The following is a 25264-nucleotide window of genomic DNA, read 5'->3' on the forward strand; positions in this document are numbered from 1 at the left end:
GCCCTCTCCCAGAGGGAGAGGGGGCTTGGTCGCGTTTCAGTCCCCTCTCTCTCGGGTGAGGGGTTTACCGCTCCAGCGTTTCACTTACGGTCAAATCTCGCATCAGCAGCGCAAATTTCAAGTCCACCTGCTCAGGGATCGGCAGGTACACCGTATGGCCATCACCCGGTGCTACCTGAACCGCTAACCCTGCGCTGTTATGTAACTGGTCAAGATCAAAGTGGTAGTTGCCACCCGGCGTCATCAACTCCAGATGATCACCCAGCGCGAAACGATTTTTGACCTTCACCTCAGCCAGGCCATTACGACGCTCCCCGGTCATCTCGCCAACAAACTGCTGACGATGCGAGAGCGAGCTGCCGTGCAGGTAATTTTGATATTCATCGTGTACATGGCGACGTAAAAACCCCTCGGTGTAGCCACGCTGCGCCAGTGACTCCAGATCGGTCATTAAACTGCGATCAAACTCACGACCCGCCAGCGCATCATCAATTGCTTTGCGATATACCTGAGTCGTCCTTGCGCAGTAAAAGTGCGACTTAGTGCGGCCCTCGATTTTCAGGGAGTGAACCCCCATCGCGGTCAACCGCGCCACGTGCTGAACCGCCCGCAGGTCTTTGGAGTTCATGATGTACGTACCGTGCTCGTCTTCGAACGCTGACATGGGTTCATCAGGGCGACTGGCTTCATGCAGCATGAAGACTTCATCGGTAGGTGCACCCAGGCCCAGCGTAGGCTCAACCATCTTGACGACATTGCCCAGCTCATTTTCCGTGGCGGGTGTTGCGTCGTACTTCCAACGACAGGCATTGGTGCAACTGCCCTGATTGGCATCCCGTTTGTTCATATACCCCGATAGCAGGCAACGCCCGGAGTAGGCCATGCACAGAGCACCATGCACGAAAATCTCCAACTCCATGTCAGGAACTTGCTGGCGAATCTCTTCGATCTCTTCCAGTGACAGTTCACGAGACAGAATGATCCGGCTCAGACCTTGGTGCTGCCAGAATTTCACGCTCGCCCAATTAACGGTGTTGGCTTGTACCGACAAATGAATCGGCATGTGGGGGAAGTGCTGGCGCACCAGCATGATCAAGCCGGGATCGGACATGATCAGCGCGTCTGGCCCCATCGCGATGACAGGCTCCAGGTCGTTGAGGAACGTGCGCAACTTGGCATTGTGCGGGGCAATGTTGACCACCACGTAAAAGCGTTTGCCTAGAGCCTGTGCTTCGGCGATGCCAATGGCCAAATTGGCGTGATCGAATTCGTTGTTGCGCACCCGCAAGCTGTAGCGCGGTTGGCCGGCATACACAGCGTCTGCGCCATAGGCAAAGGCGTAACGCATGTTTTTCAGGGAGCCGGCAGGGGCGAGGAGTTCAGGTGGGGCAAGGGGCATAGTCTGACCAATCGCGAAAAAGGCGCGATCCTAGTCGAGCGCCGGCCTCGGTTCATTGATCTGGGTCTATGGAACTAGTTTGAAGCTGACGGTTAGATTCGCTGATTGCCCCTTGTGCAGCAACTTCAGCCCCGGGTGGCCGGGCAGGTGGTGGGCGTTGACCGGATGGCTGACGGGCTCGAAGCAGAAAAAGTCTTCGCCGGGCGGGCAATACACCAAATAGTAAGGCGCTCCCGTTGCATGACACTCCAGCGTGTAGCCCAAGTCTGGCTGGCTGATTAGCGCAGAGCCGTCCCACTGGGTAAAGCAGTTATCGAGCCGCGTCTGCGGCAAACCGTTGCTTTGGCAAAAGTCCCATTCTGGCGGCAACGACACACACTCTGTGGGCAGCCCTTGTGTATCACACAGCCAAACCTGTGCTGCGCTGGCCTGCAAACGTGTGTTGGCGGTGCGTGGCAAGTAAGGATGAAGCCCCAAACCGTGCCAGGCGGCATGTTCGTCTTGATGGGTGACACTCAGTTCGATGTGCAGTTGGCCGTCGTTCAGGGTGTAGAGCAGTTGCGCGCTGTAGGCGAAAGGGATCGTGCTGTCCAGTTGCAGGCAGGCGTGCCGGTTGCTGTGCTCTCGCACATGCCAAGGCTGCTGCCAGCCACTGCCGTGAATGGGCAGCGACCCGGCTGGGCTATTGGGTTCAAGCGCGAACCAATGATCAGGGCCTTCGAAGCCGCCGCCGCCAATCCGGTTCGACCACGGAACCAGCGGATAGCATGCCAGCTGATTGGCCGAGCCACTGTCCAGTGCGTCGGCTCGGCTGTGGCGCAATAGTGGCTGGCCGCTGGCTATCAACCTCCAGTCGAGAATACTGGCGCCTATGTGCGGCGAGAGGGTCAGCCGCGTCAGGCCATCTTCGAGGGTCAAAATCTGTGAGGTCATTCGGTGATCCCGTAGTCAATGGCTTTATGAGTCAGCGGCACGCCGCCAGGTCAGCATCACAATCCCCGCGACGACAATCAAGCCGCCGATTATCTGACCGCTGCTCAGCAGTTGATCCAGAATCAACCAGCCGAACAGCAGGCTCGCCACCGGCTCCACGTTCATCACTGGAGCGTTGCGGGCCATGTTCAAGCGGTTCATGCAGATAAACAGCAGGCAGAAGCCTAGTCCATACAGTGCTACAAGGCAGGCGAGGGCCGTCCAGCCTGTGGATGAGCCCGGCAGGGACACGCCACCGGGCAATATCCCACTGAACCCTGCGACGGCTGCAGCGCTGAATACAATCAGCATGGTCAGCATGCTGCGTACGGTTCCGCGCAGGCTCGACAGCTTGTGATCGGTGATCCACAGGGCGCAGGCAAACACCGTGGCCGCCGCAAAGCCAAAAGCGATGCCTTCGAGCCATTGCGCTTCAGTGGTGCCTTGACTGGACAAACGCTCGGGCACGTCGAGGGCAAAGACCAGGCCGAGCATGATAAAGCCCATCAATAAGGCGGCGCGGCGAGTGGGTGCTGCGCCGCCCAAGGCCCACGTCAGCAAGACCAGCAAGATGGGCGCCACGTTGGCGATCAGCAAGGCCAGCGCCACGGGAATTCGCGCCACGGACGAATAAATAAAGAAGCTTTGTGCCGCAATCAGCAGGCCCAGCAGGAGTTGCCAGCGCCAGTTGGCGGGTGTCAGGCGCGGCCGTTCACGTTGCCACAGCACCAGACTGGTGAGCACCAGCAAGGTCACTCCAGCACGGCACAAAATAGCAAGCAGCAGGCCGGTGTCGTGGTCGAAGGCGATGCGCGCGGCGATATGGTTGCCAGCGAAAGCACAGGCCAGCAATACCAGTATCAACACCGCGATATGGCGGGGGAATAAAGCAGGAGCAGACATAAGCAACCAGCCTCCTTGGCTGGAAAGTTCAACCCATTCCGTAGCAGTTGCCGAAGGCGACGTCCGGTTGCGCAGCAATCGTAAAGCCATCAACACGGTATGACATGAACACCCGGTCTTCAGGTTTCACGACAGCTACGCTGCCGGACGCAGCCTTCGGCAGCTGCTACGTTATTCGTAGAGTTACAACACCATGCTTGGCAGCCACAGTGAGATGGCAGACACGTAGGTCACCAGCATCAGCACCAAAAACAGCGCGACATAAAACGGCAACAGGGCTTTAACCGTGTTCTCGATGGTGACTTTGCCCACGGCCGCGCCCACAAACAGCACCGCGCCCACCGGCGGAGTAATCAAACCGATACCCAGATTGACCAGCATGATCATGCCGAAGTGCACCGGGTCTACACCGATACCAACGATCACAGGCAGCAGAATCGGCGTCAGGATCAGAATCAACGGCGCCATGTCCATCACCGTGCCCAGCAGCAGCAACATGACGTTGATGCACATCAGAATCACGTAACGGTTATCCGACAGCGTCAAGAACGCGGTAGTGATCTTCATCGGGATTTCCATCAGCGTCAGGATGTAACCGAAGCTGGCTGCAAAACCGATCAGAATCATCACGATTGAAATGGTGCGCACGGCCCGATGCATTAGCTTGGGCAGGTCGCGCCATTTGTAGTCGCGGTAGATAAACATGGTGACAAAGAACGACCAGACCACTGCAACGGCGGCTGACTCGGTCGCGGTAAAAATGCCGCTTAGAATCCCGCCGAGGATGATGACCATCGCCATCAGGCCCCACATGGCTTCACCGGCGATCTTCAGTGCCTGTCGCAGGGGGATTACTTCACCCTTTGGGTAGTTGCGCTTGCGCGCAAAGATCATGCACAACCCCATCATCACCGCGCTGAGCAGCAGGCCCGGCATGATCCCGGCCATAAACAGCGACGCAATCGACACCGTGCCGCCAGCAGCCAGTGAGTAAAGCACCGAGTTGTGGCTGGGCGGTGTGAGCAAGGCTTGTACCGAACCACTGACCGTCACCGCCGTGGAGAACTCGCGGGGGTAACCTGCACGCTCCATTTCCGGAATCAGTACCGAGCCGACGGAAGCTGTGTCGGCCACCGAAGAGCCGGAGATAGCACCGAAGAAGGTCGACGCCACGATGTTGACCAATGACAGGCCGCCCCGCACAAACCCCACCAGCACCCCGGCGAAGGCCACTAATCGGCGTGACATGCCGCCCTCGGCCATAATTGCGCCCGCAAGGACGAAAAAGGGAATCGCCAGCAGGGAGAATTTGTTGACGCCGCCCGCCACCTGAATCATCAGGGCATCGAACGGAATCTCGATCCACCAGGCACCGACCAGAGCCGACAAGCCCAAGGCGTAGGCGACGGGCATGCCGAGAAGGATCAGAGTAATAAAGCTGCCTAACAGTATAAAAGCGTCCATTTATACGGCCTCTTCGCTGGCTTCTACGATATCGAACCGCACGGCGCGGCGATGGCTTTGGTCACCCAGGAAGAGTTTTTCGAGGACGAAGATCAGTGTCACGATGCCACCCAGCGGGATGGGCAGATAAGAAATACCGACCCGCACGCTCGGCATCTCACCCAAAAATTGATTCCAGGTGGTCGCGCACAGCTTGAAGCCCTTGACGGTCATAAACAGGCAGACGGTGACCATCAGGAGTTGCACCAGCACTGCAGCCTGTTTACGCAGAGCAGCAGGCATACGTTCGACGGCCATCGACACTGCCATATGGGCCCCTGCACGATAGCTGGCGGCGGCGCCAAAGAAGGTAAACACCACCATCAGCAGAATGGCAGTGGGCTCCGGCCAGCTGGCACCACTGCCCAGCACATAGCGGGCAAAAATGCCCCAGGGAATAATCAGGGTCATGGTCAGCACCGACAAACCGGCGATCCCGATACAGACCCGGTACAGCAAGTCATTGAAGCGCAGCACGGTATTTTTCATGGGCTCACCACTGCGCGGCAAGCAGGCGTGAGCCTGCCACCGCGGCTTTGTCGGACTGGCTTATTGGACGGCTTCGATGCGCGAGATCAGGTCTTTGTAATTCGCACCGTATTTGTCGCGAACGGGCTGAGTGGCGTCGTAAAACGCTTTTTTCTGTTCGGGGGTGAGGGTGATGAACTCAACGCCTGAGGCTTTGAGTTTAGTTTCACTGTCGGCGGACTTTTTATCCCATATCACGCGCTCTTCCATCTGCGCTTCGCGCGCCAGTTTTTGCACCAATGCTTGTTGTTCCGGGCTGAGCTTTTGCCAGGTGGTCTTGGCGATCACGATGGGCTCCGGCAGGATCAAGTGATCGGTCCAGGTGAAGTATTTCGCGTTCTGATAGTGATTGTGTTCGAGGAATGTAGGCGGATTGTTCTCCGCGCCATCGATTACACCGGTCTGCAAGGCGCTGAAAATCTCGCCTGTGGCCATGGCGATGCCGTTACCGCCCATGTCATTGATGGTGTCGATAAACACCGGGTTGCCTTGAACGCGGATTTTCATGCCTTTGAGGTCAGACAGCTGGCGCACCGGCTTTTTGGTGTACAGGTTGCGGGTACCGCCATCCATCCATGCCAACGCCACCATGTTGAAGTCCGAGTTGGTAATTTTATCCAGCATCTCCTGACCGATTTCGCCGTCGATAATTTTGCGCATGTGGGCTTGATCACGGAATACAAACGGCAGATTGAACGCGTTGGTTTCCGGCACAACTGGCCCAAGGATGCCCAGGCTCACGCGGGTCATTTGCACGGCGCCGGACTGAAGCTGCTCTACCACCTCTTTTTCGGAGCCCAGTACGCCACCAGCAAACATTTTGAAGCTGATATCACCGTTGCTCTGCTCTTGCAGTTTTTTGCCCATGTCCTGCTCAGCCTGAACAGGCGGATAGCCGGTAGGGTGAACTTCGGCAAACTTGATTTTTATTTCCGCCTGAGCCATGCCGTTAAGGCAAAAAGCTAACGGCAGCGCAGCGAGAAGCAAGGTGCGTTTGAAATTCATGGGGCACTCCAACTCTTGTTGTTTTTATTTAAGGGGGTGAGTCAACAGGGGAAAACGGTCAGGTGTTGAATTCGGGTTCCGGCAATCCCTTGACCCCGGGCTGCAGGGCAAATACACCGCCCGCCAGAGGTTGGTCGCTGATGTCGCCCGCAGGACGAATCGAGGTCACGAACAGGGTGTCCAGATGGGGGCCGCCAAAAGCGCACATTGCAGGTTTTTTCACGGGCACGGCCAAGGAGCGATCGAGTGTGCCTTCGGGGGTAAAGCGATGGATGAAGCCGGCATCGTTGCCGCAGATCCAGTAGCAGCCGTCGGCATCAACCGCGGCGCCATCAGGGCGGCCCGGGTGCTCGTTCATGTCCACAAACACGCGGCGATTGTGTGGGGTGGCCGTGTCAGTGTCGTAGTCGAAGGCCCATATTTTTTGCACGTCCGGGTGTGAATCCGAAAGATACATGACTTTGCCGTCAGGGCTGAAAGCCAGGCCGTTGGGCACCGTCAGTCCGCTAATCTGCGCGTTGAGCGGTTCGCTTTGCCCGGCGCTGTAGCGGTACAGCGCGCCGACAGCGTGACCCGCTGCCATGTCCAGGTGCATGGTGCCAGCCCAGAATCGGCCTTGCCGGTCGCAACGGCCGTCGTTGAAACGCATGTCCGGTAGCGCGTGGGGCACGCTGCTGAGCAGACGTGTCTCGAGGCGGCCATTGGTGTGTGGTGTCAGAGCAAACAAACCGCTCTGCATGCCGCCAATCCAGTTGCCATCACTGCTTCTGGCGATGCAGGCCAGCATTTCGTCAGCTTCCCAGCTTTGGCTGTGGCCGTCAGCGAGGTTCCAACGATGCAGGCGCCGGGCAGGAATATCGACCCAGTAGAGCGCCTGTTCGGCGGTACTCCAGACTGGGCTTTCACCGGTGGCGTTGCGTGCATCGAGAATGAGTTCAGCAGTCATGGCGACTCGATCCTTGTTCTTTTTATTGTTATTAACGCCGGGGTTTACTCGTCCCCGAACGGGCCAGCGGCAACGAAGGCACCGCCTTGATAAATCATGCTCGGGTCATTGGCAGCCGGCATGGGCTGAGCTTCGACCTTGGCGCGGAACACTTCTGAGGAGTTTTCAGGCTCAAAGCCCAAGTGCGCGGCAAAGCGGTTGTCCCACCACACGTTGAGGTTGTCCGAAACGCCATAAACGACGGTGTGCCCGACGTTCGGGGTATACAGCGAGCGCTCGATCAATTGCGTGAGGTCGGCAAAACTGAGCCAGGTGCTCATCATTCTGCGGTTTTGTGGTTCCGGGAATGAGGAGCCGATGCGGATACTGACGGTTTCGATACCGTAACGATCGAAATAGAACGTGGCCATGTCTTCGCCGTAGGACTTGGACAAACCGTAATAACCATCCGGGCGGCGCGGGGAGTGGGCGTCCAGGGTTTCGCTTTGTTTATAAAAGCCGGTGACATGATTAGAGCTGGCGAAAATCACGCGCTTAACGCCATGACGGCGTGCGGCTTCGTAAACATGGAAAACCCCGGAAATGTTCGGCCCGAGGATTTCTTCAAAGGGGCGCTCAACGGATACACCGCCAAAATGCAGAATGGCGTCGACGCCTTCTACCAGATGGTGAACCGCTTGTTTGTCCGAAAGATCGCAGAGGATGACTTCTTCACTGCTGTTGATGGCGGGTGCCATCGGTGCAATGTCAGAGAGTCGCAAGGTGTTGGCGTAAGGCTTGAGGCTTTCGCGTAGAACCTTCCCCAAACCACCGGCGGCACCGGTGAGAAGAAGGCGATTGAAGGGGGTTTGGACAGTGCGGGTGGTTGTCATCAAAAGTCCCTGTATTTCTTATTAGTGTCATCTGTTGTCGTATGACTTGGGGTGGATTATTCGCAGCGATTGTGGTGCTTGTCAAGAGAGCTCCTCACCCTAACCCTCTCCCGGTGGGAGAGGGGACTAAAGGCAAAAGCCTATTTACGTAACACCCCCAAATGGTTCCCTCTCCCTCGGGAGAGGGCTGCGGTGAGGGGCTGGTTCAACTCCAATCCCGAGCCTTACATCAACGACAACGGATAGCTGATGAAAATACGATTTTCATCAAACTCATTGGTGCTGTAGTCGCGACGCATGGTCGCGTTACGCCAGCGCACGGTGAGGTCTTTGAGCGTGCCGCTTTGAACGGTATAAGCCAACTCCGACTCTCGCCCCCATTCCTTGCCGTCGGTTATAGCGCCGGTATGAATATTATCGCCGCTGATGTAGCGGTTCATCATGGTCAGGCCAGGCACGCCCAATACGGCGAAGTCCAGATCATGGCGCAGTTGCCATGAGCGCTCCTTGGCGTTGTCGTAGCTGGAGTTGTAACTGTCGTTGGCCAGTGTGCCACCGCTGGTGCCATTGACGCGGAACCAGGCATCATCGCCGCCGACCTTTTGCAGGCCCACATACAAGGTGTTGCCTTTATAGCGGGCTGACAGCAGGGCATAGGCCGTTTTGTTGTCCAGATCACCGGCCAGCTTGCTGCCGTCTTCCTTGCCCCAGAAATAGCCGAGGTTGGCACCCAGAGTTACATCGCCAATGGGTTGGCTGTGCAGCACGTTAATAAACTGCTGCTGGTAAATGTCTTCCAGTTGCGCATACCACAGCCCGACCTGAGTGCGTTTCTCGTTGAAGCTGTATTCACCGCCGGCAAAGTTGAAGCGGTCGGAAGTAAATGCGCCTTTGCCGTTGAGCGACATGTCTTCCATGCTCGCATCGTTGCGTGGGCTGTTGGCGCGGAACTGGCCGCCGTAGAGGCTCAAACCGGCAATTTCTTTGGAGGTGATCTGGCCACCACGGAAGGTCTGCGGCAATGAGCGCCCGTCGTCCGATCGCAAAATGGGCAGCACGGGCATCCACTCACCGATCTTCAACTCGGTATTAGACAGCTTGGCTTTGGCCGCTACCCCCAGGCGTCCGAAGTTATCGGCCGGTTCACCATCACTGTGGGTTGGCAGTAACTGAGTGCCAGCGGTGCCTTTACCGCCATCGAGCTTCTGTGAGTACAGACCCAGCACATCCACTCCGAACCCCACAGTGCCTTGGGTAAACCCGGACTTAACGTCGAGGATAAAGTTTTGTGTCCATTCCTCGGCTTTGCTTTGAGGATGGTCGGGGTTAGTGAAGTTGCGATTGATATAGGCATTGCGCAGATTAAGCGTGGCCTTGGTGTCATCGACAAAGCCTTCGGCCATGCCCGTCAGCGGCAAGGCCAGACCCATGCTGCCAAGACCGATAAAAACCAGAGAGCGTGTGTGCGGGAAGGTTTTTGAGCGTGTGAGCCGGGTGCGCGAGCGGGTAGGCGTGAGCATAGATGGACTCCTTGACTTTTATTATTTTTGTCATCTGTTGTCGTACAACAGTGCGCGGATTATTTTCCCTTTAATCCGCCTTGTCAATGCAATATGCCACTACTGTTATTCCATTAAATGTGGGAAATATGGTTAGTGCCGACCTTTCTTAAAAAAAGACGGCACTCGTCTGTATATTGGCTGACTAAGCTTTGGCTAATACCTCACACGCGCCTTATCGACATGGACGGCATATGAACGAAACAAGCCTTCAACGCAAAACCCTGCTTCTGTTGCTGGCCTTGGTCACAATTGCCTTTATCTGGATATTGTTGCCGTTTTACGGAGCTATTTTTTGGGCTGTTGCGCTGGGGATTTTATTCGCGCCGTTGCAGCGCAAGATGCTGCTTAAATTTAAAGGCCGGCGAAACCTGGCAACTTTCACCACACTGGGTGCCTGTACGGTGATTGCCATTATCCCGGTGGTCATTACTACAGGCTTGCTGGTGCAGGAAGTGGCCACGCTCTACAAGGATGTCGAAAGCGGCAAGATCAACGTTGCCAGCTACGTCATGCATTTCAAGGATATTTTGCCGCCCACGGTGCAGGACTGGCTCGATCGCTTTGGCCTGGGAAATATCGACGGGCTGAGTGAGAAAGTCTCCAAAGGTGCGCTGGAAGGCAGCCAGTTCTTTGCCACTCAAGTGTTTAGCTTTGGCCAGAGCACTTTCGATCTGGTGGTGAGCTTTTTCATCATGCTGTACCTGCTGTACTTCTTTATCCGTGACGGTCAGCAAATGGTGCGCTTGATTCGTAATGCCGTGCCGCTGGCGGAACAGCAGAAACGCTTGTTACAACTCAAATTGCGTCGTGTGGTGCGGGCTTCGGTCAAGGGCAACCTGGCCGTTGCGATCACCCAAGGGGCGCTGGGCGGGATCATTTTCTGGATTCTGGACATCCACAGCGCGCTGTTCTGGGCAGTGCTGATGATGTTCCTGTCGTTATTGCCCGCAGTGGGGGCAGGAATTGTCTGGGCGCCTGTGGCGATCTACTTTCTGGTCACCGGGGCCATCTGGCAAGGCGTCGTGCTGGCGCTCTACGGGGTGTTTGTGATCGGCATGGTCGACAACGTACTGCGCCCGATACTGGTGGGCAAAGACACCAAGATGCCGGACTTTCTAATCCTGATTTCAACCTTGGGCGGCATGGCGATCTTTGGCCTGAATGGTTTTGTGATCGGCCCCTTGATTGCCGCCTTGTTTCTGTCCAGTTGGGGCTTGTTCAGCGGCACCCGTCGCAAAGTGCGACTGCCCGCCGACATTCAAACCGACGACTAACGGAAGCTGTAAGACACCCCGACGTAGGCGCCACGGCCTTCGCCGGGGGTCGAGCGCGCCGCGTCCAGCCCTTTGTCGTCATAACCGGGTGTGACCGTGGCTGCGTAATGTTCATTACTCAGATTGCGCAGGTCGAGCCAGGTGTGCCATTCCTGCTTGGGTGAGGCATAACCCAGTGTCGCGCCCCACAGCATGTACGACGACGTGTAATACGAGTTGGCGTAATCGACGGCCATGCGTGAGGCCACTTGCGTGTTCACCCCGGCATAGAACCCTTGTGGGTGGTCGTAGCGCACCTCGGCCTGGTAGTAATGCTTCGGGATGCCCGGCAATTGATTGCTGCCAAAGCGCTCGTCATCACGGTAATGAAAGTCGCTAAACGTGTAAGCCTGACGCAACGACACCTTGCCTGCCGCTTCGCCTTGCCACAACACGCTGTTTAGGCCCGCTTCAATGCCTTGATGCACGGTAGGGCTGGCGTTGGACTCGCCGACAATGGGGCTTTGTGTGGCAGTAGCGGCCTGAGTTTCGACGCTGAGCAACTCATGACGTATCGCTGAGTAATACCAGGCCAGATCCCATTGCCCGATCCACGCATCGCCGCGTGTACCCAGCTCGAACGTGGTGGCGGTTTGGTTGTCGAGCGACACCGGGGTGCTTTGCCGTCCTGTTGCCGGGCCACTGCCTATGGGGAATGTAAATGGCGAGCCCCAGATCATCGACCACGGGTGAGGCGGTTCAACCGAACGGCTCAAGTTGGTGTACACCTGCAAGTGCGGGTTGAACTGATAACGCAAACCGATGCGGGGCGCGTAGTCCCAGTCGTGCTGACTGACCTTGCCGCCGCTGTCCGGGTAACTCACATCACTTTCGCGTCGGGTATAAATCAGCGCCATGCCCGTGGTCAGCCACAGGTCAGGAACCAGCTCAAGGTCATTGCTCGCGTGCAGCACGGTATCGGACCCTTGATAGCTGAAATCGCGAATTTTGGTGCCCGGCGCATAGCCTGAGGTGTTGCCCGCAGGGATCCGTACATATTCCGACGCGCCACTGTTGGGCAGATGTTTGGTTGAACGCAGACCCACGGTACTTTTGCTTTCAAGGCCGAAAAAGGTGTCTCGACGCTTGTAATTGAGCGTACCGCTGACATCTGTGTAAGCGACTTTCAGCCGGTTAGGCCCTTCGCGCAGGTCCATCGGGTAATCGTGATAAACGAGGCCCACTTCCAGTTGCGAGTCATCATCCAGATACATCGTAGTTTTGTTGCCCAGCCAGGTACTGCCTGGTTGCGGACGGCTGTAATCGCCCGCGACGTAGGCCGGATTCGCTGCGCGCGGATGATGCTTGATGTTTTCTTTGGTGACGCGCCCGGCCAGTTGGTTGTCGGTTTCGCGATAACGCAGGTAAAAGCGAGTTTCCAGTTGCGGGTTGAAGCGGTAGCCGATGTTGGCCGCAATGCCTTTGCTGCTGCCACGGGTGTGATCTTGATAACCATCAGTGTCGGAATCGGTCAATGACACGTAATAATCGAGATCGCCCAGCACCTGCCCGGAACTGATCTGACGCTTTTGATAGCCATAACTGCCGGCTTCGTAGCGCACTTGCAGCGGTGCAGCATCGTAGCCGGTATGGGTCACGTAATTGATTGACCCGCCGAGCGCCAATGCGCCCGTGTCAAAACCATTGGCGCCGCGCAACACCTCGGCGCGACTGAGCCACAGTGGCTCGAACAGTTCATAAGGCGTGCCCCCCGGCCCGGTGAGCGGTAAACCGTCGAACATCACATACAGACCTGAGCCGTGGGCGCTGGGTGCACGGTTGATCCCCGAACCGCGTACCGACACCTTGGCCCCGTCATTGCCGGCGGATTGGGCATAATTGCCCGGCTGATAAGCCAGCACATCGGTGTTGCTGGCGGTGCGGCCATTTTCAACACGGCTCAAGTCGATCACATTGCTGGCGCCGGGGACTTCTTCCAGTGCCGCTTTTGCTGATTCCAGCTCGGTGGTCTCTTGCGTACTGACCTGAACTTCATCCAGTTCCAGGGCACTGCCATAGGCGGGTGTCGCACAGAGCAGCGCAAAGGGAAAAAGGGTCGTCAGGGCGGGGCGCATGGGCAGAGGTTTCCAAATCGATGGGCGGGCGGCGCGCCAGCCTATACAAGCCGGGAATGACTCGCAACTGTGGCGCTGAAACCCGATGTTTGAGGGGGCAGGGGCGATGAAATATCAAGCGAAAACGGTGGTTTGCAGGTGCCCAACAAAAAACCCCGTAAAGGCCAGGCCGTTACGGGGTTTTTTGTACAGTCGTAAAGCCTTAGCCAACAAGACCCAACGTCGCACGCTGTACCAGTTCCAGCATCGGTTGCGGGTAAACACCCAACACGAACACCAGTACCGACACCGCCAGCAGCATCACGCCGCCTGCCTTCTGCTCCCAGTTCAGCGGAGCATCGTGGCGATGCAGTTTTGGCTCGACCAGGTACAAGGTCACCATCACCCGCAGGTAGTAGAACACGCCGATGGCGCTGCCCAGAATCAACGAACCGACCAGCCACCATTGGTGGGCTTCAACGCCGGTGGCAATGATGTAGAACTTGCCGATAAAGCCGGCCGTCAGTGGGATGCCCGCCAGCGACAGCATCATCACGGTCAGTACGGCGGTCATGTACGGACGGCGCCAGAACAGGCCGCGGTATTCGTACAGAGCGTCCGCATCACGGCCTTTGTACGGCGAGGACATCATGGTGATGACGCCGAAGGCACCCAGGCTGGTGAGCACGTAGGTGATCAGGTAAACGCCGATGGCTTCCATGGCCATGCCTTTGCTCGCGATCAAAGCAATGACCAGGTAACCGAAGTGAGCAATGGAGGAGTAACCCAACAGACGCTTGAGGTTGGTTTGGGTCAGGGCCAGCAGGTTACCGAACAGGATCGAGGCAATGGCGATCACGGTCAGTACGTCGCTCATCACACCGGTAGTCGCGGCAGGCGAGATCTGGAACAAACGCACCATCACCGCAAATACAGCGACTTTGGAAGCGGTTGCCAGAAAAGCAGCCACGGGCGCGGGAGAACCCTCGTACACGTCCGGCGTCCACAGATGGAACGGCACCAGCGACAGTTTGAACGCCAGACCCACCAGCATCATGCCAAGGCCCAGCTGGGCAATGGCGCTAGGCGCGCCGGTTGCCGCCAGAGCGTGACCGATACCGCTGAAGCTCAGGCTGCCGGCTTCTGCGTACAGCAGCGCCATGCCGAACAACAGGAACGCAGAACCGGCCGCCGACAGCACCATGTACTTGATGCCGGCTTCCAGGGAGCGTTTGTTGAAGAAGGCATAGGCCACCAGACCGTAAACCGGCACCGAGAGCAGTTCCAGGCCGATAAACAAACCGGCGAGGTGCTGCGCGCTGACCAGTACGATACCGCCCGTTGCAGCCAGCAGAATCAGCAGGTACAGCTCTTCGCGGTTGCCCGGATAGCCGGTGCCGCCTTCGCCCAGATAGGCGTGGGCAAGGGTGACGCAGGCCAGCGTGGAGACCAGAATCAGGCCGATGTACAGGTAAGCGAAGTTGTCCATCATCAACAGCGGGGTGACCGCCAAGGGCGCCACTTTTAACGCCGGGAAGATCGACAACAAGGCCAGGTTTAAACCCGCCACTGAAAGCAGGAAGGTTTGTGAATGGTTGCGGCGCCACGCGATTGCCAGCATCACCACCACAACGGTGAGGCTGGTAATCAGCAGTGGAGCAAGCGCGATAAAGTGTTGGATCGTGAATTCCATAGCGCTCTTACCGGGCCGAAGCGAGTTGAGTGAAGGCGGTGCCGAGCCATTGCTGCACACCGTTCATGGTCGCAGCAGAGGTGTCGAGGAACGGTTGCGGGTACACGCCGATAAGAATCAGCAAGACCGCCAGACCGAGCACCATGATCAGTTCACGCGCATCCATGCCAGCCAGTACGGCGTCGGACTTGGATGGGCCGAAATAGGCGCGATGAATCATGATCAACGAGTAGACCGAACCAAACACCAGACCGGTTGTTGCAATCGCTGTGACCCAAGGGAAGCTGGCAAACGAGCCCATCAGGATCAGGAACTCACCCACGAAGTTACCGGTGCCCGGCAGGCCCAGCGACGCGGCCGCGAAGAACAGGCTGATGGCTGGCAGGTAAGCGATCTTGGACCACAAACCGCCCATTTCACGCATGTCGCGAGTGTGCAGACGCTCGTACAGCTGGCCGCTGAGGATAAACAGCGCGGCAGCCGAAACACCGTGAGCGAGCATTTGGATCACAGCCCCTTGCAAGGCCAGCAAGCTACCGGAGTAGATACCGATCAGGACGAAGCCCATGTGTGAAACGCTGGAGAAAGCGATCAGACGCTTGATGTCGGTTTGAGCGAAAGCCAGGAAGGCGCCGTAGAAAATCCCGATCAGACCCAGGGTCATGGCAATCGGCGCAAACTCGGCCGAGGCATTCGGGAACAGCGGCAAGGCAAAACGCAGCAGACCGTAGGCCGCAGTTTTCAGCAGGATACCGGCCAGATCGACCGAACCCGCAGTCGGTGCCTGGGCGTGAGCGTCAGGCAACCACGAGTGGAACGGTACAACCGGCAACTTCACGGCAAAGGCAATGAAGAAGCCCAGCATCAGGATGTACTCGGTGGTGAGTGACATCTTGGTCTTCAGCAACTCGGCATAGCTGAACGTCAGCACGCCGGTGTCGTTGAAGTTGACCAGCACCAGACCGAGGATCGCCACCAGCATGATCAGACCGGAAGCCTGAGTGAAGATGAAGAACTTGGTCGCGGCGTAGATACGGGTTTTCTTGCCGTCCGACGAGCTATGACCCCAGAGCGCGATGAGGAAGTACATCGGCACCAGCATCATTTCCCAGAAGAAGAAGAACATGAACAGGTCGATGGCGAGGAATACGCCAACCACGCCGCCCAGAATCCACATCAGGTTCAGGTGGAAGAAACCCACGTGACGCTGAATTTCTTTCCAGGAACACAAGACCGACAGCACACCCAGCAAGCCGGTGAGCAGAATCATCAGCAGCGACAGGCCGTCCAGCGCCAGATGCACGCTGATGCCGAAGCGCTCGATCCAGACGTGCTTGAACTCAAGTGCCCAGGCCGGATCGGCACCGGGGTTCGGCGCCAGATGGTAATCCCCGTGCGCCCACAGCCAAAGGCCGAGGGCGAGTTCGAGGGACATGGTCAGCAACGCAATCCAGCGTGGCAGGGTAGGGCCGAAGCGCTCACCCAGCCAGCACAGCAGGCCGCCGATAAAGGGGATCAGGATTAGCCAAGGCAGAATCATGACGGGCTCAATTCCTTTCGCAATGTCGAAGGTTCATATCAGACCGCTACCAGTACGATGGCGCCCATGACCAGTACCGCACCGGCGGCCATGGAAGCAGCGTACCAACGCAGTTGACCGGTTTCGCTGCGGCTCAGGGCGTTATGCCCGGCCTTGGCCACTTTGGGAATCAAACCGATGGTCTGGTCCAGAGGGTCTTTGCGCAGTACACGGCAGATCAACAGGTACGGTTTGACGAACAGTTTGTCGTACAGCCAGTCGAAGCCCCATGCGGCGAACCACCAGGCCGTGAGGAAGCGGCCGATGCCGCTGTTGGCGACAGCGGTCACGAAGCGGCGTTTGCCCAGGTACAGCAGGCCCGCCAGCAGGATACCGGCCAGGGCAATGGCGCCCGAAGCGATTTCCAGACTGTGTTGCGCTTCGCCGCCGGCATGGCCAACGCTTTGTGGCAGTACGCCCGCCAGCGGTGGCGTGATCATGGCGCCGATGAAAGTCGACAGTACGATCAGCACGCTCAGTGGCAGCCAGTAAGTAATGCCGTGACCCGGATGCGCTTCAGTCTTGGCTTCACCGTGGAAGGTGATGAAGATCAGGCGGAAGGTGTACAGCGAGGTCATGAACGCGCCCACAAGGCCCGCATACAGCAGTTCGGTGTTGCCGCTGGCGAAGGCTTCCCAAAGAATTTCATCCTTGGAGTAGAAACCGGCGGTCAGCAATGGCAGGGCCGACAGCGCCGCACCACCGACGATAAAGCTGGCGTAGGCCAACGGCAGTTTCTTCCACAGGCCGCCCATCTTGAAGATGTTCTGCTCGTGGTGGCAGGCCACAATCACCGCACCGGAAGCAAGGAACAAAAGGGCCTTGAAGAAGGCGTGGGTCATGAGGTGGAAAATCGCCCCGTCCCATGCGCCAACGCCCAGCGCCAGGAACATGTAGCCGATCTGGCTCATGGTCGAGTAGGCGAGGATACGTTTGATGTCGGTTTGCACCAGTGCAGCAAAACCTGCCAGCACCAAGGTCACACCGCCGACGATGCCCACCAGATGCAGCACTTCAGGTGCCAGAGTGAACAGGCCGTGGGTACGGGCGATCAGGTAGACACCGGCGGTCACCATTGTTGCGGCGTGGATCAGTGCCGAAACAGGTGTCGGGCCAGCCATTGCATCGGCCAACCAGGTTTGCAGGGGCAGTTGCGCCGATTTACCGACAGCGCCACCCAGCAGCATCAGGGTCGCCAGCACGATCCAGAAATCACCGGCCTGGAACTTCTGTGGCGCCAGCACCAGCAACTGTTGAATGTTCAACGTGCCCAGTTGCTGGAACAGGATGAACAGGCCGATGGCCAAGAACACGTCACCGATTCGGGTCACGATAAAGGCTTTCAGTGCTGCGTTACCGTTGTTGCGGTTGCTGTAGTAGAAACCGATCAACAGGTACGAGCACAGGCCTACACCTTCCCAGCCGAAGTACACGAACAAGAGGTTATCGGCCAGGATCAGGAACAGCATGCTGGCGATAAACAGGTTGGTGTAGGCGAAGAAGCGCGAGTAACCGACTTCACCGCGCATGTACCACGAGGCAAACATGTGGATCAGGAAGCCGACGCCGACCACCACACCGAGCATGGTCACCGACAGGCCATCCAGATGCAGGGCGAAGTTGGCATTGAAGCCGCCGACCGCCATCCATTGCCACAGCACTTGGGTGTACTGACCGCCTGCTGGCGGTGCCACATTGAATTGCCAGATGACGTACGCGGCGACAATGGCCGACAGGCCAATGGAGCCGACGCCGATCAGGGCCGAGAGGTTTTCGCTGAAGCGTCCACGGGAGAACGACAGCAACAAAAAGCCGATCAGGGGGAATACGAAAGTCAGAAAGAGTAGGTTCATCCGCGCATCTCACTGGCAGCATCGATATCAAGCGTGTGGAAGCGGCGATACAGCTGCAACAGAATCGCCAGGCCAATGCTGGCCTCGGCGGCTGCCAGGGTGATCACCAGAATGAACATGACCTGTCCATCCGGCTGCGCCCAGCGTGCACCGGCAACGATGAAGGCCAGTGCAGCGGCGTTCATCATGATTTCCAGACTCATCAATACGAAGAGAATGTTACGGCGAACCATCAGTCCAACCAGACCGAGGCAGAACAGGATGCCGGCAACCGCCAGACCGTGTTCGAGTGGTATTGCTGGCATGTTATTGCTCCTTCGCCTCGTTACGGCCCAAATGGAACGCCGTCACCGCTGCGGCAAGCAACAGCATCGAGGCGAGTTCGACCACCAGCAGATAAGGGCCGAACAGGCTGATGCCCACGGCTTTTGCATCCACAGTGGTTTGACCGATTGCCACACCGCTCTGTTGTGCGAACAGCACGTACAGCAGCTCGGCCAGCAGGATCGCGGACAAAATGCTCGGCCCGATCCAGATGTTCGGTTTGAGCCAATGGCGTTCTTGCGTCACCGAGGCCGGGCCCTGGTTGAGCATCATCACCACGAACACAAACAGCACCATGATGGCACCGGCGTAAGCGATCACTTCGAGCACACCGGCAAAGGGTGCGCCGAGGCTGAAGAAGGTCATCGCTACAGCAATCAGCGAAATGATCAGGTAGAGCAGGGCGTGCACAGGGTTGGTGTTGGTGATCACGCGTAGCGTGGACACGACAGCGACACCCGATGCGAAATAGAAAGCGAATTCCATCGTTCTTCCTTAAGGCAGCAAGCTCTTCACGTTGATCGGTTCGGCTTCGTTCTGGGCAGCGCCTTTCGGCTTGCCTTCTACGGCCATACCAGCAACACGATAGAAGTTGTAATCAGGGTTCTTGCCGGGGCCGGAGATCAGCAGATCTTCTTTCTCGTACACCAGATCCTGACGTTTGAACTCGGCCATTTCGAAATCCGGTGTCAGCTGGATCGCGGTGGTCGGGCAGGCTTCCTCACACAGGCCGCAAAAAATGCAGCGTGAGAAGTTGATGCGGAAAAACTCCGGGTACCAACGGCCATCTTCGGTTTCGGCTTTTTGCAGCGAGATACAGCCCACCGGGCACGCCACGGCGCACAGGTTGCAGGCTACACAACGCTCTTCGCCGTCCGGGTCACGGGTCAGGACAATCCGGCCACGGTAGCGCGGTGGCAGATAGACCGCTTCTTCCGGGTATTGCAGCGTGTCACGCTTGCGGAAGGAGTGGCTGAACACCATCACCAAGCTGCGAAGCTGGGTGTAGGTGCCATGCACGATGTCAAACAAGTACTTGAACATGGGTCTCTATCCTCACTGAACCGCGCTGGCGGGCGTGTTCAACAACACGACTGCAGCGGTCACCAGCAAATTGATCAGGGTCAGCGGCAGGCAGAACTTCCAGCTGAAGTCCATCACTTGGTCATACCGTGGGCGCGGAATAGAGGCGCGTAGCAGGATGAAGATCATGATGAAAAACGCGGTCTTCAGAGCGAACCAGATAAACGGAATCTGTGGCAGCAGACCGAACGGCCCGTGCCAGCCACCGAAGAACAAAGTCACCAGCAACGCCGAGATCAACACGATCCCGATGTACTCACCAACGAAGAACATGCCCCATTTCATACCGGCATATTCAATATGGTAACCATCGGCCAGTTCCTGCTCGGCTTCAGGCTGGTCGAACGGGTGACGGTGAGTCACGGCGACGCCAGCGATGAAGAAGGTCAGGAAACCGAAGATCTGCGGAATGATGAACCACAGGTTCTGTGCTTGATATTCAACGATGTCGCGCATGTTGAACGAGCCAACTTGCACCACGATGCCCATCAGCGACAGGCCCATGAACACTTCATACGACACGGTCTGGGCCGAAGCCCGCAAGGCACCCAGCAGGGCAAACTTGTTGTTGCTCGACCAACCGGCAAACAGCACCGCGTAGACCGACAGACCGGCCATGGCGAAGAAGAACAGGATGCCGATGTTCAGATCCGCCACGCCCCAGGTCGGGGTGATCGGGATAATCGCAAAGGAGATCAGCAGGGCGCTCATGGCCACCACCGGCGCCAGGGTGAAAATCACCTTGTCGGCAAACGGCGGCGTCCAGTCTTCCTTGAAGAACATCTTGATCATGTCAGCGGCAATCTGGAACGCGCCAAACGGGCCGACGCGGTTCGGACCGTAACGGTCCTGCCACAAGGCCAGCAGGCGACGTTCTACCCAGCTGAGCAGCGCGCCGCACACCACAACGGCGAGCAGAATCACCACGGCTTGCACCACCGAGATAATCACGTCGATCACTTCAGGCGTAAACCAGGTCATTGGGCTGCCTCCTGCAAACCGTCAACGGTAAGGCCAAAGATTGCAGGCGGGATGCCTGGCAAGCCTGCTGGCAATGCCACCAGACCTGCGCCCAGCTCTTCATTGATACGCAGCGGCAGACGCAGGGTCACACCGGCCACGTTGAGGCTGAGCAACGCACCGTCATTGACGCCCAGACGATCGGCTTCGGACTTGGCCAACGCAATGTAAGCGGCTGGAATGCGTTCTTGCACAGGTGCGGCTTTGGAAGAGTTCTCTTCGCTGCCCAGCAGGTGGTAGAACGGCACGACTTGCCAGGTGCCACGGGCCGGGTTGAACGCGCCCGGAATGTTGGCGAACCAATTCAGCGAGTCACCTTTGCTTTCGATCAGGCGGATACCCGGGTCGCCCGCACGGATATGACCACCGACTTCGTCCTGGAACTTGTTCCACGCTTGTGGCGAGTTCCAGCCCGGTGACCAGGCGAACGGCACTTGTTGGCGTGGTTCGGCGGAACCCGAGTAACCTTCCATGGAGAAGGCGAACGCGGTGTCCGGGTCTTGCGGGGTGCGCGGTTCGTGCACGCTGATATTGGCGCGCATGGCCGTGCGACCGCTGTAGCGCAAGGGTTCGCGCGCCAGCTTCATGCCTTTGATACGGAAGGCTGCCGACGGCGCCGCATCAACGATACCCGCCAGTTCCGGCGTGCTTGCCGCGGTTTGCTGCGTCACGTGATCGAGCAGGGTCCAGTCAACCGGCTTGTTCAGCAGGGTGCTGCGCAGGGCGTGCAACCAGCGCCAGCCTTCGTGGATCAAGATGCTCGAATCGAGGTAGCGCGGCTCGAACACCTGGAAGAAGCGTTGAGCGCGACCTTCCTGACTGACCAGCGTACCGTCGCCTTCGGCAAAGCTTGCCGCGGGCAGTACCAGATCGGCACGGTCGGTGGTGGCGGTCTTCTGATGATCGGCAACGATCACCACTTTGGCCGCGTCCAGTGCTGCGTTGACCTTGACCGCATCGACACGGGTAAACAGATCGTTTTCCAGCACCACGATGGCGTCGGCTTTACCATCGATCACCGCTTGCAACGCAGCGTCTACCGAGTCGCCGCCAAGCATGGCCAGACCGAGGCTGTTGGCTTCCGGCACGACCAGGCTGATGGAACCGGCTTTCTCACGCAGGTGCAGCGCCTTGGCGATGTTGCCTGCGGCTTCGATCAGGGCGTTGGAGCCCAGCGAAGTACCGGCAATGATCAATGGGCGTTTGGCCGCCAGCAGGGCATTGGCAATACGTTGGGCCAGTTCCAGAGCTTCAGCGTCCAGACCGGCAACGGCAGGCGCGCTGGCGTCGATGGCGTGGGCCACGGCGAAACCGATACGGGCCAGATCGTCCGGAGCAGCGTGGACGCACTCTTCGGCTACATCGTCGAGTTTTGTTTCAGCCAGGCTGGCAATAAACAGCGGGTTCAGCGCGTGCTGGCCGATGTTTTTGACCGCAGCGTCGAGCCAAGGCTGAACACGCATGGCGTCAGCCATTTCCTCGGCTTTGCCCTTGACCGACTGACGCAGCGACAGCGCCATACGGGCGGCGGTCTGAGTCAGGTCTTCACCCAGTACGAAAATGGCGTCGTGATCTTCGATCTCGCGCATGTTCGGTACGGGCAGCGGGCTGTCTTTCAGGACTTGCAGCACCAGACGAATGCGCTCCAGCTCGCCGGCTTCGATGCCCGAGTAGAAGTGCTCGGCGCCGACCAGTTCGCGCAACGCGTAGTTGCTTTCGAGGCTGGCGCGCGGCGAGCCGATACCGACGATGTTGCGACCGCGCAACAGGTCGGCGGCTTTATCCAGTGCAGCGTCAACGCTCAGTTTGCTGCCGTCGGCCAACAATGGCTGACGAGGGCGGTCGGTGCGGTTGACGTAGCCATAGCCAAAACGGCCACGGTCACACAGGAAGTACTGGTTAACCGAACCGTTGAAACGGTTTTCGATGCGACGCAGTTCACCGTAACGCTCGCCCGGGCTAATGTTGCAGCCGCTGGAGCAACCGTGGCAGATGCTCGGTGCAAACTGCATGTCCCATTTGCGGTTGTAACGCTCGGAGTGAGTTTTGTCGGTGAACACACCGGTCGGGCAGACTTCTGTGAGGTTGCCCGAGAACTCGCTTTCGAGCACGCCGTCTTCAACGCGACCGAAGTACACGTTGTCGTGGGCGCCGAACACACCGAGGTCAGTACCACCTGCGTAATCTTTATAGAAACGCACGCAGCGATAGCAGGCGATGCAGCGGTTCATTTCGTGGGAAATGAACGGCCCGAGTTCCTGATTCTGGTGAGTACGCTTGGTGAAGCGATAGCGGCGCTCGCTGTGACCGGTCATCACGGTCATGTCTTGCAGGTGGCAGTGACCGCCTTCTTCGCACACAGGGCAGTCGTGCGGGTGGTTGGTCATCAGCCATTCGACGACGCTGGCGCGAAACACTTTCGCTTCTTCGTCTTCGATGGAGATCCAGCTACCGTCGGTGGCCGGGGTCATGCACGACATGACGATACGACCACGGGTGTCGTTCTCGTCGGTGTACTGCTTGACCGCACATTGGCGGCAAGCGCCAACGCTGCCCAGGGCAGGGTGCCAGCAGAAATACGGAATATCGAGGCCTAGCGACAGACACGCCTGTAACAGGTTGTCTGCCCCATCGACTTCGAGCTCTTTGCCGTCTACGTGGATAGTGGCCATGGTTCAAAGTTCTTCGTTGGCCCGGTGTCAGCGGGCGTGGCTAATGGAATCTTGTTATGCGTTCGAAGCAACTCAGCCTTACGGCGTTATCGAACGATCAGAAGGGGGCACGGACCCCCTTCATTCAGAGCGTTACGCGCCGATTACAATCGGGCGTGCCAGAGGCGGAACACCGGGTTTTGCTTGCGCAATACCGGCTTCAAACTCTGGACGGAAATACTTGATGGCGCTGCCCAGCGGCTCCACGGCGCCCGGTGCGTGAGCACAGAACGTCTTGCCCGGGCCGAGGAAACCGACCAGACCCAGCAGGGTTTCGATATCGCCCGGCTGACCTTCGCCTTTTTCAATCGCCATCAGCAGCTTGACGCTCCACGGCAGACCGTCGCGGCAAGGGGTGCAGAAACCACACGACTCGCGAGCAAAGAACTGTTCCATGTTGCGCAGCAGGGAGACCATGTTGACGCTGTCATCCACGGCCATGGCCAGGCCCGTACCCATACGGGTGCCGACCTTGGCGATGCCACCGGCGTACATTTGCGCGTCCAGGTGCTCAGGCAGCAGGAAGCCCGTACCGGCACCGCCCGGCTGCCAGCACTTGAGCTTGAAGCCGTCGCGCATGCCGCCAGCGTAGTCTTCGAACAGCTCGCGAGCGGTCACGCCGAACGGCAACTCCCACAGGCCAGGGTTCTTCACTTTGCCGGAGAAGCCCATCAGCTTGGTGCCGTGGTCTTCGCTGCCTTCGCGGGCGAGGGATTTGTACCAGTCAACGCCGTTGCCGATGATGGCCGGCACGTTGCACAGGGTTTCAACGTTGTTCACGCAGGTCGGCTTGCCCCAAACGCCCACTGCTGCCGGGAAGGGCGGCTTGGAACGCGGGTTGGCGCGACGGCCTTCGAGGGAGTTGATCAGCGCAGTTTCTTCACCGCAGATGTAACGCCCGGCGCCGGTGTGCACGAACAGTTCGAAGTCGAACCCCGAACCCAGAATGTTCTTGCCCAGCAGGCCCGCTGCCTTGGCTTCTTCCACAGCACGGCGCAGATGCACCGCTGCGGTGGTGTATTCGCCACGCAGGAAGATATAGCCGCGGTAGGTTTTCAGTGCGCGGGCACTGATCAACATGCCTTCGATCAGCAGATGGGGCAGTTGCTCCATCAGCATGCGGTCTTTCCAGGTGTTGGGTTCCATTTCATCGGCGTTACACAAAAGGTAACGGATGTTCATGGACTCGTCTTTAGGCATCAGCCCCCACTTCACACCCGTGGGGAAGCCCGCACCGCCGCGACCTTTGAGGCCCGCATCTTTCACGGTCTGGACGATGTCGTCCTGAGCCATGTCGGCAAAGGCCTTGCGCGCAGCGGCGTAGCCGTCTTTGGCCTGATATTCGTCGAGCCATACCGGCTCGCCGTCATCACGCAGACGCCAGGTCAGCGGGTGAGTTTCTGCCGAACGCGCGATGCGGTTGGCAGGGCCGAAAGAAGTCAGGGTCATGGGTAGCCCTCCAACAACGTGGCGACGCCGGATGGCTGCACGTCACCGAATGTGTCGTCGTCGATCATCAACGCCGGCGCCTTGTCGCAGTTGCCCAGGCAGCAGACCGGCAGCAGCGTGAAGCGACCGTCCGGAGTGGTTTGGCCCAGGCCGATGCCCAATTTGTTCTGGATTTCGCCGACCACCGACTCATGGCCGCCGATGTAGCAGACCATGCTGTCGCACACACGGATGATGTGGCGACCAACCGGCTGACGGAAGATCTGGCTGTAGAACGTGGCCACGCCTTCAACGTCGCTGGCCGGAATGCCCAGCAGTTCGCCGATGGCGTATACCGCGCCATCCGGCACCCAGCCGCGTTCCTTTTGAACGATTTTGAGGGCTTCGATCGACGCCGCGCGCGGGTCTTCGTAGTGATGCATCTCGTGCTCGATGGCCGAGCGCTCGGTTTCGCTCAGGGCGAAACGGTCTGTCTGGATAAGCGTGCTGTTCATG

General features: G+C 58.2%; 21 protein-coding genes. 1 reads left to right on the top strand and 20 read right to left on the bottom strand.

From position 1 onward, the window contains the following. Positions 1-64: 64 nt before the first annotated feature. The 9 genes from yegQ to GHN86_RS00985 form a co-directional block, all read right to left on the bottom strand. The gene (gene yegQ, locus GHN86_RS00945) at positions 65-1399 is read right to left on the bottom strand and encodes a tRNA 5-hydroxyuridine modification protein YegQ (protein ID WP_153385975.1); all 1335 of its coding nucleotides are present in this window, start codon (positions 1397-1399) and stop codon (positions 65-67) included. Positions 1400-1465: 66 nt separating this feature from the next. Next, complete coding sequence (locus GHN86_RS00950; RefSeq protein ID WP_153377277.1) at positions 1466-2332, bottom strand: aldose 1-epimerase; 867 nt, start codon at positions 2330-2332, stop codon at positions 1466-1468. Between the two features lie 24 nt (positions 2333-2356). Further along, positions 2357-3274, bottom strand: a complete 918-nt coding sequence (locus tag GHN86_RS00955; RefSeq protein WP_153377278.1) for an EamA family transporter — start codon at positions 3272-3274, stop codon at positions 2357-2359. A 183-nt stretch (positions 3275-3457) separates the two neighbouring features. Continuing rightward, complete coding sequence (locus GHN86_RS00960; protein ID WP_153385977.1) at positions 3458-4738, bottom strand: TRAP transporter large permease; 1281 nt, start codon at positions 4736-4738, stop codon at positions 3458-3460. Next, on the bottom strand, positions 4739-5266 hold the full coding sequence (locus GHN86_RS00965; protein ID WP_153377280.1) for a TRAP transporter small permease: 528 nt from the start codon (positions 5264-5266) through the stop codon (positions 4739-4741). It lies immediately after the preceding gene. Between the two features lie 60 nt (positions 5267-5326). Continuing rightward, positions 5327-6310, bottom strand: a complete 984-nt coding sequence (locus GHN86_RS00970; RefSeq protein ID WP_153377281.1) for a TRAP transporter substrate-binding protein — start codon at positions 6308-6310, stop codon at positions 5327-5329. Positions 6311-6368: 58 nt separating this feature from the next. Beyond that, the gene (locus tag GHN86_RS00975; protein WP_153385979.1) at positions 6369-7256 is read right to left on the bottom strand and encodes an SMP-30/gluconolactonase/LRE family protein; all 888 of its coding nucleotides are present in this window, start codon (positions 7254-7256) and stop codon (positions 6369-6371) included. A gap of 44 nt (positions 7257-7300) precedes the next feature. Continuing rightward, complete coding sequence (locus GHN86_RS00980) at positions 7301-8128, bottom strand: NAD-dependent epimerase/dehydratase family protein (RefSeq protein ID WP_153377283.1); 828 nt, start codon at positions 8126-8128, stop codon at positions 7301-7303. Between the two features lie 224 nt (positions 8129-8352). Further along, positions 8353-9558: an OprD family porin gene (locus GHN86_RS00985; RefSeq protein ID WP_194286177.1), complete on the bottom strand. Its 1206-nt coding sequence runs from the start codon at positions 9556-9558 to the stop codon at positions 8353-8355. Positions 9559-9881: 323 nt separating this feature from the next. On the opposite strand from GHN86_RS00985, the gene GHN86_RS00990 reads away from it, so the two are divergent. Next, the gene (locus tag GHN86_RS00990; protein WP_153377285.1) at positions 9882-10964 is read left to right on the top strand and encodes an AI-2E family transporter; all 1083 of its coding nucleotides are present in this window, start codon (positions 9882-9884) and stop codon (positions 10962-10964) included. Here the strand turns inward: GHN86_RS00990 and GHN86_RS00995 are convergent. From GHN86_RS00995 to nuoE, 11 genes are all read right to left on the bottom strand, one after another. Next, positions 10961-13078, bottom strand: a complete 2118-nt coding sequence (locus tag GHN86_RS00995; protein ID WP_153385981.1) for a TonB-dependent receptor family protein — start codon at positions 13076-13078, stop codon at positions 10961-10963. The genes GHN86_RS00990 and GHN86_RS00995 overlap by 4 nt on opposite strands. A gap of 202 nt (positions 13079-13280) precedes the next feature. After that, positions 13281-14750: an NADH-quinone oxidoreductase subunit NuoN gene (nuoN, locus tag GHN86_RS01000; RefSeq protein WP_122784552.1), complete on the bottom strand. Its 1470-nt coding sequence runs from the start codon at positions 14748-14750 to the stop codon at positions 13281-13283. A gap of 7 nt (positions 14751-14757) precedes the next feature. Further along, positions 14758-16290 (bottom strand): NADH-quinone oxidoreductase subunit M, encoded by a 1533-nt coding sequence (gene nuoM / locus GHN86_RS01005; protein ID WP_153377287.1) that lies wholly within the window; start codon positions 16288-16290, stop codon positions 14758-14760. Between the two features lie 38 nt (positions 16291-16328). Further along, entirely contained in the window at positions 16329-18182 is a 1854-nt protein-coding gene (nuoL, locus tag GHN86_RS01010; protein WP_153377288.1) for an NADH-quinone oxidoreductase subunit L, read from the bottom strand. After that, complete coding sequence (gene nuoK, locus GHN86_RS01015) at positions 18179-18487, bottom strand: NADH-quinone oxidoreductase subunit NuoK (RefSeq protein ID WP_122784555.1); 309 nt, start codon at positions 18485-18487, stop codon at positions 18179-18181. The genes nuoL and nuoK overlap by 4 nt, the downstream gene beginning before the upstream one ends. Before the next feature lies 1 nt (position 18488). Further along, positions 18489-18992 (bottom strand): NADH-quinone oxidoreductase subunit J, encoded by a 504-nt coding sequence (gene nuoJ / locus GHN86_RS01020; protein WP_153377289.1) that lies wholly within the window; start codon positions 18990-18992, stop codon positions 18489-18491. Positions 18993-19001: 9 nt separating this feature from the next. Then, positions 19002-19550 carry an NADH-quinone oxidoreductase subunit NuoI gene (nuoI, locus tag GHN86_RS01025; RefSeq protein WP_153377290.1) on the bottom strand — a complete coding sequence of 183 codons (549 nt, stop codon included), beginning with the start codon at positions 19548-19550 and terminating at the stop codon, positions 19002-19004. Positions 19551-19562: 12 nt separating this feature from the next. Next, entirely contained in the window at positions 19563-20570 is a 1008-nt protein-coding gene (gene nuoH / locus GHN86_RS01030) for an NADH-quinone oxidoreductase subunit NuoH (protein ID WP_153377291.1), read from the bottom strand. After that, a complete protein-coding gene (gene nuoG, locus GHN86_RS01035; RefSeq protein WP_153377292.1) occupies positions 20567-23281 on the bottom strand; it encodes an NADH-quinone oxidoreductase subunit NuoG in 2715 nt (904 codons plus the stop codon). Before nuoG ends, nuoH begins: the two co-directional genes overlap by 4 nt. Before the next feature lie 132 nt (positions 23282-23413). Beyond that, a complete protein-coding gene (gene nuoF / locus GHN86_RS01040) occupies positions 23414-24769 on the bottom strand; it encodes an NADH-quinone oxidoreductase subunit NuoF (protein ID WP_153377293.1) in 1356 nt (451 codons plus the stop codon). Beyond that, positions 24766-25263 (bottom strand): NADH-quinone oxidoreductase subunit NuoE, encoded by a 498-nt coding sequence (gene nuoE, locus GHN86_RS01045; RefSeq protein WP_153377294.1) that lies wholly within the window; start codon positions 25261-25263, stop codon positions 24766-24768. The genes nuoF and nuoE overlap by 4 nt, the downstream gene beginning before the upstream one ends. Position 25264 lies beyond the last annotated feature (1 nt).

This window comes from Pseudomonas helleri (assembly GCF_009600315.1).
Classification (GTDB): Bacteria; Pseudomonadota; Gammaproteobacteria; order Pseudomonadales; family Pseudomonadaceae; genus Aquipseudomonas; species Aquipseudomonas helleri_A.

Coding starts and splice junctions, on each gene's coding strand:
- yegQ (WP_153385975.1), bottom strand. CDS start 1,399: ATGCCCCTTGCCCCACCTGAACTCCTCGCCCCTGCCGGCTCCCTGAAA.
- GHN86_RS00950 (WP_153377277.1), bottom strand. CDS start 2,332: ATGACCTCACAGATTTTGACCCTCGAAGATGGCCTGACGCGGCTGACC.
- GHN86_RS00955 (WP_153377278.1), bottom strand. CDS start 3,274: ATGTCTGCTCCTGCTTTATTCCCCCGCCATATCGCGGTGTTGATACTG.
- GHN86_RS00960 (WP_153385977.1), bottom strand. CDS start 4,738: ATGGACGCTTTTATACTGTTAGGCAGCTTTATTACTCTGATCCTTCTC.
- GHN86_RS00965 (WP_153377280.1), bottom strand. CDS start 5,266: ATGAAAAATACCGTGCTGCGCTTCAATGACTTGCTGTACCGGGTCTGT.
- GHN86_RS00970 (WP_153377281.1), bottom strand. CDS start 6,310: ATGAATTTCAAACGCACCTTGCTTCTCGCTGCGCTGCCGTTAGCTTTT.
- GHN86_RS00975 (WP_153385979.1), bottom strand. CDS start 7,256: ATGACTGCTGAACTCATTCTCGATGCACGCAACGCCACCGGTGAAAGC.
- GHN86_RS00980 (WP_153377283.1), bottom strand. CDS start 8,128: ATGACAACCACCCGCACTGTCCAAACCCCCTTCAATCGCCTTCTTCTC.
- GHN86_RS00985 (WP_194286177.1), bottom strand. CDS start 9,558: ATGGGTCTGGCCTTGCCGCTGACGGGCATGGCCGAAGGCTTTGTCGAT.
- GHN86_RS00990 (WP_153377285.1), top strand. CDS start 9,882: ATGAACGAAACAAGCCTTCAACGCAAAACCCTGCTTCTGTTGCTGGCC.
- GHN86_RS00995 (WP_153385981.1), bottom strand. CDS start 13,078: ATGCGCCCCGCCCTGACGACCCTTTTTCCCTTTGCGCTGCTCTGTGCG.
- nuoN (WP_122784552.1), bottom strand. CDS start 14,750: ATGGAATTCACGATCCAACACTTTATCGCGCTTGCTCCACTGCTGATT.
- nuoM (WP_153377287.1), bottom strand. CDS start 16,290: ATGATTCTGCCTTGGCTAATCCTGATCCCCTTTATCGGCGGCCTGCTG.
- nuoL (WP_153377288.1), bottom strand. CDS start 18,182: ATGAACCTACTCTTTCTGACTTTCGTATTCCCCCTGATCGGCTTTTTG.
- nuoK (WP_122784555.1), bottom strand. CDS start 18,487: ATGCCAGCAATACCACTCGAACACGGTCTGGCGGTTGCCGGCATCCTG.
- nuoJ (WP_153377289.1), bottom strand. CDS start 18,992: ATGGAATTCGCTTTCTATTTCGCATCGGGTGTCGCTGTCGTGTCCACG.
- nuoI (WP_153377290.1), bottom strand. CDS start 19,550: ATGTTCAAGTACTTGTTTGACATCGTGCATGGCACCTACACCCAGCTT.
- nuoH (WP_153377291.1), bottom strand. CDS start 20,570: ATGACCTGGTTTACGCCTGAAGTGATCGACGTGATTATCTCGGTGGTG.
- nuoG (WP_153377292.1), bottom strand. CDS start 23,281: ATGGCCACTATCCACGTAGACGGCAAAGAGCTCGAAGTCGATGGGGCA.
- nuoF (WP_153377293.1), bottom strand. CDS start 24,769: ATGACCCTGACTTCTTTCGGCCCTGCCAACCGCATCGCGCGTTCGGCA.
- nuoE (WP_153377294.1), bottom strand. CDS start 25,263: ATGAACAGCACGCTTATCCAGACAGACCGTTTCGCCCTGAGCGAAACC.